The sequence below is a fragment of the Gimesia panareensis genome (assembly GCF_007748155.1).
GTDB classification, from domain to species: Bacteria; Planctomycetota; Planctomycetia; order Planctomycetales; family Planctomycetaceae; genus Gimesia; species Gimesia panareensis.
The window spans coordinates 4,375,023-4,389,356 of sequence record NZ_CP037421.1; the positions used below are offsets into that span (position 1 = coordinate 4,375,023).

Below are 14,334 nucleotides of genomic sequence, written 5' to 3' on the forward strand. Positions count from 1 at the left end.
GGACACAGATCAGACAGACTTCTCAACTTTTAGAACTCGCCAAGCACTTCCCCTCCATTCTTGCTGTGAATCGCATGATTCAGGTTCATATCCAGACTGTCACTCAGAAAACGCACGGAACCATCGCCCATCAAGACGTGTGCCCCGCCCGTGTGATGACTCCGCGGTGCAAAATATCCGGTCCAGTGAGTTACCACGTCCGGGAGTTTACTGTTGGGCGGCAGATAGCCGTTGGTCATGCTGTTGATGGCGCCAGTGAATGCCCAGGAGATACCCCGTCCGCGGATGGCGGGGCTTTGTCCTCCGCGCCAGTCTGTCAACGTCGGCACAACCTGGGAAAGATCGGGATTGGTAATCATTCCATTTGCGTTAGCAAAAGACGTCCACGCCCCTCCTGCCGCCATTCCCGGACTGGAGCTCGATCCCACCCCCGAAGAGCCATTCAACGTTGCCTGGTACGGAAATTGGGGGAGTTGACCAGCTGGCAAGGTGAAGTCCGGTCCCACACTCCGGACCGTTTCGCTCATGACAACTGTGTTCGACGCCCCATCGGTAATGTCGCGGAACGAATCATTGGAATACTGGTAGAAGATTCCATCGGTGGGGACGTTAAAATCGTAGTTGATCCCTGTCCCGCTGCCGAAGCTCATCATGTAGTTCAGACCGCCGTAGGTATAGCTGCTGCCGCTCACGGTCAGCGTGGTTTGGGCAGGTGCGGGATCACTCGGACAGAGAAACAGCGGTAGCGGGGTGGCGAACGCGTTCACGAAAAGCGGGTTCGGGCTTTTTCCACTCCAGCCCCCGGTGAAGGCCTGTTGTCTAAAATCGAGCAGGTTCTGGAGGTTGGCCTGGTCAACATAAGGCAGGAGTCGCGCCTGAACGGAAAAGTCGGTGTCGCGGGTGCCTGCCATCGGAAAGACAGAGTACGTGGACTGGTAGTTGTGCAGGGCCAGGCCTAGTTGTTTGAGGTTATTTTTGCATTGCGCGCGTCGTGCCGCTTCGCGGGCCTGTTGCACGGCAGGCAGCAGCAGAGCAATCAAGATGGCGATGATCGCAATGACCACCAGAAGTTCGATTAAGGTAAATCCGCGCGGATCGGGGGCGCGGAACTTTGCTGAATGATTCACAATTGAAACTCCATAATTGAAAGGAATGTGCGTAATCCGGCTGACAGCCGGACGATCTGCGCTCTAAGCGAGCAGGAAATGAAGCGGACGCACTTCCGGAGGAGGAGTTTCGGGGAGAATCGATCGGCTGGTGGGTAAGGGGTCAGAGAGCGGACACCATTTTGTCCCAGCATATTCGGAGGGAGCCATCACAACGGCAGACGAAATGCGAGGCTGCGCATTGACCAGAATGCCCGAATCGGATGCTCTATCACAACCACAGGCCGAAATGGAAAGAACTTTTGATTCAGAAGAGGTCGGCTGGGACTTATGGCCACAACACGACTTTACAGAGCGCTGACAACATGATTTCTGTTGTGACAGCTCCGATGAGGAGCTGACAACTTTCCCGGTACAGCAGGATTTTGTGATTCTTTTCCGGGGCAATCTCTGGCAGCAGCTTGTGGGCAAGCCTTTTTGTCTGGCCTTTGCACAACAGCATTGACCGGCGGCTTTCAAACCCTCTCCACAGCGACAGCCCGATGCTGGTTGACCGAAAGGTTGCAGGGGAATCCCGACCGAAGAAGCGACGAATGCCAACAAGGTGACCATACAGGTCAGATGATGCCTGTTGAACAAGTGCCGTGTGGTTCGTACAAGTCTGGAAACCATTTCTTCACATTACGCTCCGAACATCTTCCCTGATACCAATTGCAGCTCGAACGTCGGCAATCGTGCCTATTTTAACGTGTGTCATCAGCTGTAAACAACGGTCAGAAAACGTAGCGCGTGCCGGTTGAAAACCGTAGCGCTGTCTGTGCAGGATTCGTCCTGATGTGGCTGTTTGGGGACGAATGCGTGGTCTTTTGTTATTTCGTCAGTCGCGGTTGCTTGCTTGAGCTTTTTGTGTGCCGCCGTTTGGCGTCCTGTAACCGGTAACTTTCACCAGTGGTTTCCAGGATATGGCAACGATGGGTGAGCCGGTCGAGTGTGGCCCCCGTCAGCCGTTCGCTGCCCAGGACCTCGGTCCAGTTTTCAAAGGGGAGATTGGTCGTTACGATCAGGCTGAAACGTTCGTAAGCCGTGCTGATCACGTCGAACAGCAACTCGGAGCCGAGTTTACTTGCGGGGACATATCCCAGTTCATCCAGAATCAGCAGATCGAGTTTCGCGAGCTGCTTTTTCAGGCGGGTTAACTCCCGCTGTTCGCGGGCTTCCATTAACTGGGTAATCAGTTCTGTGACCTGGTAAAAGCGGACCCGCTTTCCCTGGCCGCAGGCGGCAATCCCCAGGGCGACTGCCAGGTGCGTCTTGCCGGTGCCGGAATTGCCCACCAGCAGGATATTCTCCCGCTGCTCGATAAACTCACCCCGCATCAGTTCGCTGACCAGCAGTTTGTTGAGGCCGGGCTGGACCTGAAAATCGAACGTTTCCAGGGTCTTATACGTCGGGAACTTCGCGGCCTTCAGACGTCGTTCCGCGGCCCGGCGTTCCCGTTCAATCAGTTCCAGTTCACATAACTGTAACAGGAATCCCAGATGGTCGACATTGTCAGTGGCACAACGGGCGGCGATCTTTTCGCATTCTCTGAGGATGGTGGGCAGCCTCAGGTTCTTGAGATGGTGCTGCAGCAGCACCAGGCTTTTGGTTTGTTTTCTGGTCACGTTTAACCTCCGATTAACAGGGACTGGTAAGCAGAAACATCCGTCTGTGCCACCTGTACCAGCTTCAGGTGGGGACGGCCTTCCAGGCTGAACAGAGTCAGCGGTGACTCCTGCTGGTATTCCAGAATCAGGCGAATGGCAGAAGCGCGGGTCGCATCAATGTCCAGCGCGTATTCCACCGCACGCTTCAGTGCGGATAACGGATGGTGTTCCAGCAGGCGCAGCACCTTGATGAACTCCCGCGTGCCGTCTGACTGCAGTTCGGCTTCCAGCCGACGGCGGAGAATGCCCAGACAGACCGGCAGATCCCAGTCTTCCAGGGGGCGGGCATGATCAAAGCCTCCCGGCTTCCGTTCCAGTAAACTCAGGTAATGAATCGGGTTAAAACGGGTCTGTTCCCGTCCCCAGTCCCGCTGGTGCCGGGCGATTAACGTCTCTTCAAACAACAGCCGCACTTCGGTGATGGTGGCCACGATAGTGATCTGACGATGCGCGTATTTTGTGGGAACCGAGTAACTGTTGGTATCAAAGCGGACCAGCGACAGGGAGTCGGCGTGTGCCTGTCCCAGTCGGCAGGCTTCGAACGTCTGCTGTGGCAGGGGCCGCAGGAATTCCCGTTGTTCTTCCGCCAGCAGGCTCTGTTTGGGGGAAGCCTGTCCCCGCAACTGACGCTGCAGATCGTTCCGGCAGCATTGCACTAACTGCTCGTTCAGAGTCTCCAGGGAAGCAACCCGGGGAACGGGGACCAGGAAGTTGCTGCGGGCATAGTCCAGCAACCGCTCGACATGGCCTTTCTCATTCGGTCGTCGTACCAGACAGAAATGATCGTCAAACAGAAAGTGGCTTTTCAGACGCAGGAACTCGGTCGTTACTTTTCGCTCACGGTTCCCTACCAGACTGGCTACTGCGATTTTCGAGTTGTCATAGCTGATCCGCTGCGGTACACCGCCCAGAAATTCAAAGGCCCGCTTGTGTCCTTCCAGAAAGGCTTCCGTACATTCCCGGGGAAAGGCCTGGATAAAAATCGCGTCCGAATAAGGTAACGTCATCACAAACAGGGCGACTTTGGTCAGTGTTCCGTCCAGCCAGACATCGGCAAAGCCGAAGTCCACCTGGGCTTCGCCCGGGGGATGGCGGAGCGGCAGGAAAACCTCGCGGGACTGGGCTTTCCAGTCACGGATGGCTTCCCGGACGATCGTGATTCCACCGGAATACCCGTGTTCGTCCCGCAGACGTTCGAAGATGCGCTTCCCCGTATGGCGCTGTTTGCGATGCACGCTGCGGTCGTTCTGCAGAATCTCATGAATGATCGGCAGAAACGGCTCCAGCTTGGAAGGCCGGGGCTTAGTCAGCCGGTATCCCGGCGGCTCCGAGTAGGTCAGTATTTTTTGCAGCGTGTCCCAGTGAATACCGTACTCGTCACGAGCAGCACGTTGACTGATTTCTCCGGTCAGAACACGCCGACGGATCTCACCCCATAACTCCATATCTGTAATCACCCTTGCCCCCGCTGTTTCCGGATCAGAACTGACTCATATACTGAGAGTCTGACCCAAAACCAACAGGTGGTCATCTGGGCGCTACGTTTTTATACCGATTTGCCACTACCCGACAGGCGCTACGTTTTCTGGCCGCTGTTTACAGATATCCAGACATCTGTGAGATTTGACCTTCCTATATCAGTTCTTATTTTCTAAGACTTTCGTCTCTGACTGGAACAACATCAGGCGTTTACCGAAGCATCTCAAGTACTGTCACGGGAGTTAGAGTAAATGGCTGTTGTCAAAGTAATCGAACTTGTTGGGACTTCGGAAGCAGGATGGGAAGATGCTGTTCGCCAGATCGTCAAAGAAGCGGCTACGACTTTACATCAGATCACAGGGGTTGATGTAGTCCATCAGACAGCTCTGGTGGAAAACGGAAATATTACAGAGTACCGGGCGACAGTCCATGTTGCGTTCATTGTTGAACATCACGGTCATCTCTCAGAATTGGGAAACCACGAAGCAATAAAGTTACTTGAACGGATTTGATTGAACGTAGACGTTGTGTATGCGTCAGGAGGGTTCCGCAAGACGTCTGATCACCAAGAGAGAATTAACGTTCTCCATTTCACAACGTATCCAGTGCTCTTTAAAATAAGTAAAGGGTTCATGATGTTACAATCAAATCAGACGAAATCACAAATTATGATCATCGACAGTCACCCGATTGTCAGAGAGGGCTATTCGCGACTGATTGAAAAGCAGCAGGATCTGCAGGTTTGTGCTGAATCCGATGGCAAAGAGGAATCGATCAGACAAATCGGCCAGGTGTCTCCAGACCTGATCATTGTTGGCATCTCGCTGAAAGATGGGAATGGCCTGGACCTGATCAAGGAAATCAAATCGCAGTTTGACCAGATCAGAATTCTGGTGGTCTCCATGCACGATGAAATTCTGTTTGCCGAAAAAGCAGTTCGCGCAGGCGCACTGGGCTATCTCAACAAACAGGCGACTGCGGACCAGATACTGAAAGCGATTTACCGTGTTCTGGACGGCAAAGTATATTTGAGCCCTGTCATCGTAGAACGTATGATCTGCCGCTCCATTGGCTCGGATAATCATTCGGATCTGTCCCCCATCGAGAGTCTCTCAGCCCGTGAACTCGAAGTCTTTAAGCAAATCGGCGCTGGGGAAACAACTCGTCAGATCGCACAGAAGCTGCAATTGAGTTCCAAGACAGTGGAAACCTATCGGGAAAATATTAAACTCAAACTGAATCTGCAAAATGCGACAGAATTAAGCCTGCATGCAACCCTGTGGGCGATTGAGAATCAATGAATCTGCCTCTCGAATTCTCATGTTTTGTGTTACAGTCGTCAAATAAAAGCTCCCTCATACTGCTATTCATTCTGCCACCTGCGTTACCCCGATGACTTGGGGTGACTTTTTCCTGGACCCGCCACCTTAATTGCCCCGATAGTCTCGTATTCTCTGATGGATTTAAATTAGATTTAGTTGCCTCGGCATTTTTTAATTCTTACAATCTGGTCCAGAATTGAATTACAGAGGTTATCGGTTATTTTTCGATAGGATTGGGGGCATGTTGACCATCAGCAGGAAAGAATTACAGGAGCTTCTTGTCTCGTGCCCTGATCTGAAGCTGGTGGAAGTTCTATCTGAAACCGACTTCCAGAAATTTCATTTACAGGGAGCCATCAATATTCCGTTGGGGGACTTCTTCTGTGAACAGATTTTGCAAGAGATCCCAGACAAAACTCAAACCGTTGTTGTTTACAGCTTGAATTATGAATGCAAGTACTCAGAACAGGCAACACAGCAAATGCTGCAACTCGGCTACCAGAGAGTTTACGATTACGAGCCGGGAAAAATCGACTGGATCGCAGCCCATCTCCCGACTGAGTATGGGCACCACATAACAAATCGATCAGAGATACCGTAGGCTGATTCCATAATCGGTGTCTCTGAGCCGCGCATGAAAAAAGCTGCTGTCGTCTCCGACACCAGCCACTCAGCCCCATAAGCGTGCGAATCGCAGTTCCCCGCTTGCAGGATGCCTCAGCCCCGCGGCCTCAGCCCACTTCTCGCGAAATTCGCCCCCGGTTATGGAGCTGCCTTTCGATACTCATCGCATACACGTTCCAGCTACCCCTTCCGAAATGACTCATCCACGAGCCGCATGCCGGGCAGGAACTTCTGCCCTTTTTGACCCTCCTGGTCCCTTTCATCCTTCCATACTTATTACGAAATATCGGTGATTTGCGAGAGAATTTTCCGAATTATTTTTGGGATATTCAACTGTGTTTTTCAATTCAATCACCGCTAACCTTTAATGACCCCCAGCGGCCGCATCCGGGCGACCTTGTGTGACAAACCGGCCCGATGAACCACGTCCACCACCAGGCTCACGTCCTTATAGGCATCCGGCTGTTCCTCCGCCAGGCCGCGCCAGCTCCGTGCCCGGGCGATCACGCCGCGGGCCCGAAGTTCCTCATCGATATCCCGCCCCTGAGACACACGCACCGCCTGCTTGCGGCTCATTTGCCTGCCCGCACCATGACAGGTTGTACCGAAGGTCTGTTCCATACTGCCCGGCTGCCCCACCAGCACCCAGCTGGCTCGCCCCATATCGCCGGGAATCAATACCGGCTGACCGATCTCCTGGTACTGTTCAGGAACCTCCGGATGCCCTGCCGGAAAGGCCCTTGTAGCTCCCTTCCGATGCACCCAGACCTGCTTCTTACTTCCGTCAACGGCGTGTTCTTCCAGCTTGGCAATGTTGTGGGCAACATCATAAATCAGCGTCATCTCCATTTCCTGCCAGGAAAAGCCGAACACGGTCTCAAAGACTTCCCGCGCCTGATGCATCAGTAGTTGACGGTTGCACCAGGCATAATTTGCGGCCGCCCGCATCGCGCCCAGGTAATGTTCTCCTTCAGGGCTCAACACGGGCGCACAGGCCAGCTGACGGTCCGGAAGGTGAATGCCATATTTCTGAGGAACCCCGCGGAGTGCTTTCAAGGCATCGTCACAGACCTGGTAACCCAGTCCCCGGGACCCGGAATGAATCATGACGCAGACCATATCCTGCTCCAGCCCCATCACGCGGGCCGCGACCGGATCAAAGATCTGGTCCACCATCTGAACTTCCAGGAAATGATTGCCCGATCCCAGTGTCCCGCATTGATCCGCGCCCCGCAGCAGTGCCCGCTCGCTGACCAGTTCTGGCCGCGCACCAGAGAGGCAGCCGTGTGCTCCCTATGCGCAATGTCATGTTCTGTTACCAGTCCACGTTCTTTGAACCAGGCGGGCCCGAATTCCATCATCCGGCACAGTTCCTGATCGCTGAAATGGTACTTCCCGGTCCGCCCCACCCCACAGGGCACCTGCTGAAAAAGTTCTTCGATCAATGCAGGCAGATACGGTTTCACATCCTCATAGAACAGGTTTGAACGCATCAACCGCACACCGCAGTTGATGTCATAGCCCACACCCCCGGGAGAAATCACGCCCCCTTCCTCCGGATCGGTGGCACAGACACCACCGATGGTAAAGCCGTACCCCCAGTGAATGTCGGGCATCGCCAGGCTGGCCATCTGAATCCCCGGCAGAAAGGCCACGTTTGCCACCTGTTCGGGGGCCTGATCATGCCGCACCAGATCGATCAAGGCATCGCTGACATAGATACGTCCCTCAACCCGCATCCCCTGCTTGTAACGACGCGGGATACGCCAGCAGTAATCATTGATCCGTTCCAGCGGACCGGTAAAATCACCCTGTGCCATGCGATCCTCCCTACTCAGATATCAACAATAAATCGAGCCTGCCAGCCCTTTGCGGTCTGCTGGACAGTCAACTGGTGATAGGTAATCGCTTTTACTTCATGTGCCAGCCTGTGGCGGTCTGACTGAAAGGTTTCCCCCCGGGCTGAGACAGTGATTCCCTCAGCGTGAAACCGGACATCATATTCACAGAGCAGCAGCTGGCTGGTCTCAAAGCGGAATAAAAGTTCATCGAGCCAGTCGAACAGCAGATACTCCAGATCGTTTCCCGACACAGAGATCGTCACTTCCTGCTCGGGTCGGACCGTCTCCGGATCCTCCACCAGGATCGACAGCAGACCTGATGCCGCCTCAGCAAACAGGGTTTCCCGGCTCTCAGCTCGTACATCCAGTCCGATATCCGCTGTATGTTCAAAAGTGGAATACATACCAGCCTCTTTCTTTGGCAGTAGCTCATGACTTTTATTGCTCATATTGAATTCTATAAAACTATTAGCTGCCATCTGAATTCAAAATCTAAAAACAATACTACATTAGAGAAAATGTTAAATGTTCTGCTATCGCAAAAGTATAGCTTCCCTCAAAGGTGGTCGACCTAAAGAGTTTTCAGAAGCAGGAAATAGATTATGTCACAGCGAGCTCGTGTGAGCAGGCCCCTCACTGACAGTACGTCGATCGGCCCCTAACACACACGGTTTAACTTACGTTTTTTGATTGAGTTACTCAACGAGTTAAATGCCCTGGTGCGTTTCTAAATCAGCAGTCACTTACGGTAAGCATCAAGTGGTATTGACGTCACTTCTTGAAGTTTTCTTATCGGCTGGTATCATATCATAGTGTGCCATGGCCCCTTTATGGATGCAGATCAGAATAGTAAAAAACAGCTCTTTGAATCGTATCTGTTCCAGGTCAGCATAACATCAGAACTGGTTCGTGCAGGTGAATTTTAATTTGTGTGAGAGAGACAGATGCTGGAATTCTTGAGTGCCGTTTCGATTCTACTCGCACTGCTCAATCCTTTCCTGGTCATTGTTTACCTCTTTGACATCGTCAAAACTCTCGACAGGAAGAGGTTCTACCGTGTCCTGCTTGTTGCTGCAGCAATCTCGGCGGCGGTCTTCAGTTGTTTCGCTTTGATCGGCGACGTGATCTTCTCAAGTGTAATCCAGGCTGAGTTCGCTTCCTTTCAGATATTCGGCGGGATTGTATTCTTACTGATTGGTATCCAGTTTGTCTTCAAGGGACCATCGGCGGTTGAGATCCTCAACGGAAAATCTGAGAATCTGGCCGGAGCAATTGCGATGCCTGTACTGATCGGGCCAGGGACGTTGAGCGCCAGCGTGGTTGTGGGGAAAAGACTCGAACCACTGGTTGCCTGCGGTGCCATTGTTCTCGCCCTGGGAATCTCCGTTTCACTCATGCTGGTTCTGAAAGAACTACACGACTATGTCCGCCAGAAACGGGAGTATCTTGTTCAACGCTATATCGAAGTTGCTGGCCGGGTAACAGCGTTGTACGTCGGGACGATCGCCGTTGAAATGATCATGCGGGGACTGCAAACCTGGGCGCAACAGTTTTAACCTGGGAAGTACAAAGTAATACGGCGGCCAACCAAATAAGTCCTGAATGAACTAAATCACCCAGGTCTTCCGGAAGTGCCTGCTTCGTATCGTGTTTTACTTTAAACCAAACTCTTTGCCGAGGAAAATAATTGCATCGACCCGGGTTTATAAGCCCTGCCACCTTTGGCATTGAAAATAAACAAAGGGGTTTGGACTTGCCTGAGATATTCCGGTTCGTGACACTTCGTTCTGGACAGAAATTGAATCATGCCCGTTACTCTGGTCAATTTTGCCCGTACGTTTTCATGTTTGTGGTGCAGAAACATTTAACCATATTTGTGTCAGTAAAGAGTCCGTTTCTCGAACCCGCCACCAGTATCTCTGCTGAACTCTCTCAGGAAACGCTCTGTTTTAATCTAAATACTCAGCACAAACATTGGTCCTGCGTGTTGACCTGGTAACATCCTGTCAGGTACGCTTCGTCTACGCGGCGAATTGGTCTCTCCATTGTAGTGTCAGGCAGCTCCGCATAGAAACTCTTTTTGAGGAACAGGACGTAACATGGCTGAAGGCACGATCAAGGTAGTGATGCAGAAGGGTTTTGGATTTATCGATACCGGAACTGGCAAAGACCTGTTCTTCCACTCTTCGAATCTCGAAGGAATTCCATTCGACCAGCTCCAGGAAGGGCAACGGGTGTCGTACACCGAAGGACGCGGACCGAAAGGCCCCTGTGCAGAAAACGTTAAACCGATCTGACGGAACCACGAGCGACATTCGTTTCCAAGCACGGCGAAACGGAGATAAGCGAAAAGGTTATCAAGTTAAAGCCCCAGCTTAATACCTTTTCAATCTGATAACGGAAACCAGAAAAGAAGAACAGATAGATACGCGCGTTGCCTGTCAGGCTGCCAATATCCTTCGTTACGAAACCCGCTCTTCTATGAAACCTCCGTTATTCGAAATTCTCGCCTATGAGCCGACCGATCTCGGTATACTGTGTTTGCGGCGTCGCGAGTTACTGTGCGAACCGGGAACGATTGTCACTGAAGTCACGCTCAACCACGAATTCCTGATGAGCAGTTATCTGACGGCCTCCGAGAAGGCGTTGTCGGAAATTGCTCTGCAGATGCACTCAGGATCTGGTCTACGTGTTTTGGTGGGAGGCCTCGGCCTGGGGTATACCTCTGCGACAGCACTGGAATCCGAGCGGGTTTCACAATGCGAGGTGGTCGAGTTTCTTCCGCAGGTGATCAACTGGCTGGAACAAGGGCTGGTCCCGCTCTCAGACAAGCTGAACGCAGAGAATCGCCTCAAGGTAACTCAGGGTGACATCTATCAGCAACTGGCCAGTCCGCCGGAACAGAAGCATGACCTGATCCTCATCGACGTGGATCATTCACCGGATGAAAATCTAGATGATGCCAGCGGTAATTTCTACACAACCGATGGACTGCAGCGTGCGAAGCTCCACCTGGAAGAAGACGGGATTCTCGGCGTCTGGTCGTACGCAGAGAGCTCCCGGTTTGTCGATGCGCTGCATGAGGTATTCCGCGAAGTTCGTATTGAGCCCGTGACGGTTTTTAACAATCTGATCAACGAGCAGCAGACCGACTGGCTCTTTTTTGCTCGTGGCTGAGTCTGCTGCAGTCGATTCTTTATCGATTGTTTCTTCATACGACGGGGCAAGGTGGCTTCCACTGAGCCGACGTCCCTGCAGGAATATCTGGTGTGCCTTTAGCGGAAATTGAAATCTCGAATCACAGTTCGGTCTTGCCCGACGCAATTGTTGCTTTTTTGCGCGAAGCTGATTTGAGAGTCAGTCAGTTTCTTGAGAATAATCCACGCCGCGCCACTGGCTTCGTCCCGAGTGATTTCAAAACGGTCTATCATGCTCTGCAAGCCATCACCAGTGCGAATCTTGCCTCCGGGAGTTCGCTGTGCGAATGGGGCAGCGGTTTCGGAGTGGTAGCGTCGTTAGCTTCGATGCTTGAGTTCATGGCCTGTGGAATTGAAATTGATCAAGATCTGGTTGATGCATCCCGCAGGCTGGCAGATGACTTCGGTCTGTCCGTCGAGTTCGCTCAAGGTAGTTTTATTCCCTCGGGCGCCGAATCTCTAGCCGAGGAAGCCTATGTCGACAACAACGCCTCTTATTCCTGGCTCATCACTGATGCGGAGGATGGATACGAAGAACTCCAACGTGGCCTCGAAGATTTTGACGTTGTTTTTGCCTACCCCTGGCCCGGTGAGGATTATCTGATCTCAAGTCTGTTCGAGGAATATGCCGCTGAGGGGGCTCTATTACTGACGTACGACTATCCCGAGACGGTGCGCCTGCGACGGAAGGTGTGCGAATCGTCTGACAATGAGTGATACATTCGGGTTTCGATGCTTAATACCAGACAACCATCTCAAACATGAGATGGGTTTTCCGCGAAAATAACTGCCGGCTGCTGTACATGGAACAGGCCTGTCAGAATGCCCCTGGTCGACTCGGGACCGGGACAATAACGAGTCCATAATTCTGGCAATCTTTTCAAACTCTCGATACTGCTGTTGTTTTTCAATCTTGTGGAGATACAATATTTGCATGTGCTGTATTTGTACCTGCAATACATGCCGTTCATAACTTTCATCACAAGGACCTGGCTGATGCCAAAAGTAAAGATCACAAGAAAGAAATTTCTCGAAGACAGCCAGGGCCGAACTTTCTCGGATGTTTTTAATGAAACTGATGAGCCATTTGATGCCGTTCTGCAATTTTTCGATTGTCCGGATCGGCAGCGCAGGATGGAAGAGTCAGAACTGCATCATGATCGGTCTCCCCTGGCAGGCGTCGTTCGTGAACTGGAATCCTTGCCGGAAGTCAACCAGTTTCTGTCCGGCGTGCATTTCCAGCGAAGTATGCGATTTCGGCAGGCGATTGGTGTTCTGGTGCGCATGATCATGGAAGCCCGCGGATGGGAGAAGACGGGTCGCAAAGGTTCGCTGGGAGTCAGATCCCCCAGAAAGTCCCGAACCCCCAGGCACAATACAGGTGGGCTGGCATTCTGGTTCATCCGGGCCGAACGTTACCGCAAAACCGACGGAATGCCGTTTCTGTCTGTCAAAGATCGCTGTGAGCAGTTCGAGAACAGTGTTGATTCTCAAAACCTGTCAATGGAAGCATAGCGACTGATCTTTTTTTCTATGAGCACAACAGTTCGCTGAGGGGCAGGAATTACTCTTCAAATGCAGGTGCCTGCAGACTGTGCTGATTACCGGCGTTCCCCTGCCAGAAGCTGTAGCGGACGTCGAACCACCAACAGGAGATACCGTCCAGATTTCACAACGGAACCCCTGTTGCAGGTATTCAAGCTCACAGGGGAATTGTCCGCGGAAACATGGACTGGCAGTGAAAGTAATCTGGAATGAATAGTCTCTGGCTTATATTGATCTCAGCCGCTGTCTTAGTGGGACTTTTTCTCATCGGAGTGAGATATTTTTCATTGTGGCTGCAAGCCTATGTCACGGGGACCCGCATTCAGATGTTGTCCCTCATCATGATGTCACTCAGGAAAGTTGATCCGAGAGTCATTGTCCAGGCCAAAATAATGGCTGCTCAGGCAGGACTTACCGGTATCTCGACCGATGCGATTGAGGCCCAGTATCTGGCCGGGGGAGACGTAGGCCGCATTATACTTGCCCTGATTGCGGCTCAACGTGCCCAGATCAAGCTCGATTGGAATACTGCCGCTGCCATCGACCTGGCGGGTCGCGACATCCTGGAGGCGGTCCGAGTCAGCGTAAACCCGAAAGTCATCTTCTGTCCTGAACCGAAAGCCGGCGTCCATACCACTCTGGACGGTGTCTCCAAAGACGGCATTCAACTACAGGTCCGAGCACTGGTGACTGTCCGGACCAATCTCAGCCAACTCATCGGCGGTGCCGCGGAATCGACCGTGATTGCGCGAGTCGGTGAGGGAATTGTTTCCGCAATCGGTGCCTGTGACATTTACCAGGAAGCACTGGCTGATCCGACATTGATCTCTCGAAAAGTCATCGCTAAAGGGCTGGATTCACAGACATCGTTCAAGATCATCTCCATTGATATTGCCTCCATTCACGTTGGCAGGAACATCGGAGCACAGCTGCGTATCACACAGGCCAATGCGGACGTCAACATCGCGCGTGCACAAGCGGAAGGACGGCGGGCGATGGCAGTAGCCCGGGAACAGGAAATGTTGGCCCGGACACAAGAGAATCAGGCCCTGGTTGTTCTGGCTGAGGCACAGATTCCACTCGCCCTGGCTGACACGTTCCGGGCAGGCCGACTGTATTCAGAACCATTGCAGGACCAGCGCAAGCCCGAGGATGAGGATCTGACACAGAACACCAGACAGGGCATCAGGCCAGTATCTGCCCCAGATCTCAAGCATTATTCATGGACTCCGAAACTGGGAAACAGGGGATAGAACTAAGTCTTTCTGCTTCCCGGCATATTGATTTTTTTCCCGCTTAGTATTCCAAAGCTGCCCCTGACCATTCTGGACGCGGAGGTCACTGGATCAAATCCTGCCGCAACGTCTGTTCATCCGCAGGTCCAGGGTTCAAGTCCCTGCGCCCTCATTTTCTTACTTGTCTTTCGCCCTGACGTCTTGCGTCTTTTACGGGTTCTCTGATTTCGTGTCGTTTTCCCGAGTGTCACCAAGATGCGTCTGTCCCTGCTTCACCAT

General features: G+C 52.5%; 13 protein-coding genes and 1 pseudogene. 9 read left to right on the forward strand and 5 right to left on the reverse strand.

The features are described 5' to 3' along the window. Positions 1-29 precede the first annotated feature (29 nt). From Enr10x_RS16145 to istA, 3 genes are all read right to left on the reverse strand, one after another. Positions 30-1,127 carry a DUF1559 domain-containing protein gene (locus Enr10x_RS16145; protein WP_145450676.1) on the reverse strand — a complete coding sequence of 366 codons (1,098 nt, stop codon included), beginning with the start codon at positions 1,125-1,127 and terminating at the stop codon, positions 30-32. A gap of 848 nt (positions 1,128-1,975) precedes the next feature. Then, entirely contained in the window at positions 1,976-2,770 is a 795-nt protein-coding gene (gene istB / locus Enr10x_RS16150; RefSeq protein ID WP_145447830.1) for an IS21-like element helper ATPase IstB, read from the reverse strand. A gap of 2 nt (positions 2,771-2,772) precedes the next feature. Further along, positions 2,773-4,257 (reverse strand): IS21 family transposase, encoded by a 1,485-nt coding sequence (gene istA, locus Enr10x_RS16155; RefSeq protein ID WP_145447831.1) that lies wholly within the window; start codon positions 4,255-4,257, stop codon positions 2,773-2,775. Between the two features lie 285 nt (positions 4,258-4,542). Here istA and Enr10x_RS16160 point away from each other — a divergent pair, with 285 nt between their 5' ends. The 3 genes from Enr10x_RS16160 (at position 4,543) to Enr10x_RS16170 (ending at position 6,214) form a co-directional block, all read left to right on the forward strand. Then, entirely contained in the window at positions 4,543-4,803 is a 261-nt protein-coding gene (locus Enr10x_RS16160) for a dodecin family protein (RefSeq protein ID WP_145450677.1), read from the forward strand. A 120-nt stretch (positions 4,804-4,923) separates the two neighbouring features. Continuing rightward, complete coding sequence (locus tag Enr10x_RS16165; protein WP_232093029.1) at positions 4,924-5,592, forward strand: response regulator transcription factor; 669 nt, start codon at positions 4,924-4,926, stop codon at positions 5,590-5,592. 262 nt (positions 5,593-5,854) lie between these two features. Continuing rightward, entirely contained in the window at positions 5,855-6,214 is a 360-nt protein-coding gene (locus Enr10x_RS16170) for a rhodanese-like domain-containing protein (RefSeq protein ID WP_145450678.1), read from the forward strand. Positions 6,215-6,594: 380 nt separating this feature from the next. On the opposite strand, the pseudogene Enr10x_RS30655 reads toward Enr10x_RS16170, so the two are convergent. Both Enr10x_RS30655 and Enr10x_RS16180 read right to left on the reverse strand, forming a co-directional pair. Continuing rightward, a pseudogene (locus Enr10x_RS30655) lies at positions 6,595-8,057 on the reverse strand (RtcB family protein). A gap of 14 nt (positions 8,058-8,071) precedes the next feature. Next, complete coding sequence (locus tag Enr10x_RS16180) at positions 8,072-8,482, reverse strand: archease (protein ID WP_145450679.1); 411 nt, start codon at positions 8,480-8,482, stop codon at positions 8,072-8,074. A gap of 540 nt (positions 8,483-9,022) precedes the next feature. On the opposite strand from Enr10x_RS16180, the gene Enr10x_RS16185 reads away from it, so the two are divergent. The 6 genes from Enr10x_RS16185 to floA all read left to right on the forward strand — a co-directional run bounded on the left by Enr10x_RS16185 (position 9,023) and on the right by floA (position 14,073). After that, the gene (locus Enr10x_RS16185) at positions 9,023-9,634 is read left to right on the forward strand and encodes a MarC family protein (RefSeq protein WP_145450680.1); all 612 of its coding nucleotides are present in this window, start codon (positions 9,023-9,025) and stop codon (positions 9,632-9,634) included. 543 nt (positions 9,635-10,177) lie between these two features. Next, positions 10,178-10,375 (forward strand): cold-shock protein, encoded by a 198-nt coding sequence (locus Enr10x_RS16190; RefSeq protein WP_145450681.1) that lies wholly within the window; start codon positions 10,178-10,180, stop codon positions 10,373-10,375. A 184-nt stretch (positions 10,376-10,559) separates the two neighbouring features. Continuing rightward, positions 10,560-11,255, forward strand: a complete 696-nt coding sequence (locus tag Enr10x_RS16195) for a spermidine synthase family protein (protein ID WP_145450682.1) — start codon at positions 10,560-10,562, stop codon at positions 11,253-11,255. A gap of 92 nt (positions 11,256-11,347) precedes the next feature. Further along, positions 11,348-11,992 carry a class I SAM-dependent methyltransferase gene (locus tag Enr10x_RS16200; RefSeq protein ID WP_145450683.1) on the forward strand — a complete coding sequence of 215 codons (645 nt, stop codon included), beginning with the start codon at positions 11,348-11,350 and terminating at the stop codon, positions 11,990-11,992. Positions 11,993-12,409: 417 nt separating this feature from the next. Further along, positions 12,410-12,790, forward strand: a complete 381-nt coding sequence (locus tag Enr10x_RS16205; RefSeq protein WP_145450684.1) for a hypothetical protein — start codon at positions 12,410-12,412, stop codon at positions 12,788-12,790. A 239-nt stretch (positions 12,791-13,029) separates the two neighbouring features. Next, positions 13,030-14,073 carry a flotillin-like protein FloA gene (gene floA, locus Enr10x_RS16210; RefSeq protein WP_145450685.1) on the forward strand — a complete coding sequence of 348 codons (1,044 nt, stop codon included), beginning with the start codon at positions 13,030-13,032 and terminating at the stop codon, positions 14,071-14,073. The last annotated feature ends 261 nt before the right edge of the window (positions 14,074-14,334 follow it).

Coding starts and splice junctions, on each gene's coding strand:
- istA (WP_145447831.1), bottom strand. CDS start 4,257: ATGGAGTTATGGGGTGAGATCCGTCGGCGTGTTCTGACCGGAGAAATC.
- Enr10x_RS16160 (WP_145450677.1), top strand. CDS start 4,543: ATGGCTGTTGTCAAAGTAATCGAACTTGTTGGGACTTCGGAAGCAGGA.
- Enr10x_RS16165 (WP_232093029.1), top strand. CDS start 4,924: ATGATGTTACAATCAAATCAGACGAAATCACAAATTATGATCATCGAC.
- Enr10x_RS16170 (WP_145450678.1), top strand. CDS start 5,855: ATGTTGACCATCAGCAGGAAAGAATTACAGGAGCTTCTTGTCTCGTGC.
- Enr10x_RS16180 (WP_145450679.1), bottom strand. CDS start 8,482: ATGTATTCCACTTTTGAACATACAGCGGATATCGGACTGGATGTACGA.
- Enr10x_RS16185 (WP_145450680.1), top strand. CDS start 9,023: ATGCTGGAATTCTTGAGTGCCGTTTCGATTCTACTCGCACTGCTCAAT.
- Enr10x_RS16190 (WP_145450681.1), top strand. CDS start 10,178: ATGGCTGAAGGCACGATCAAGGTAGTGATGCAGAAGGGTTTTGGATTT.
- Enr10x_RS16195 (WP_145450682.1), top strand. CDS start 10,560: ATGAAACCTCCGTTATTCGAAATTCTCGCCTATGAGCCGACCGATCTC.
- Enr10x_RS16205 (WP_145450684.1), top strand. CDS start 12,410: ATGGAAGAGTCAGAACTGCATCATGATCGGTCTCCCCTGGCAGGCGTC.
- floA (WP_145450685.1), top strand. CDS start 13,030: ATGAATAGTCTCTGGCTTATATTGATCTCAGCCGCTGTCTTAGTGGGA.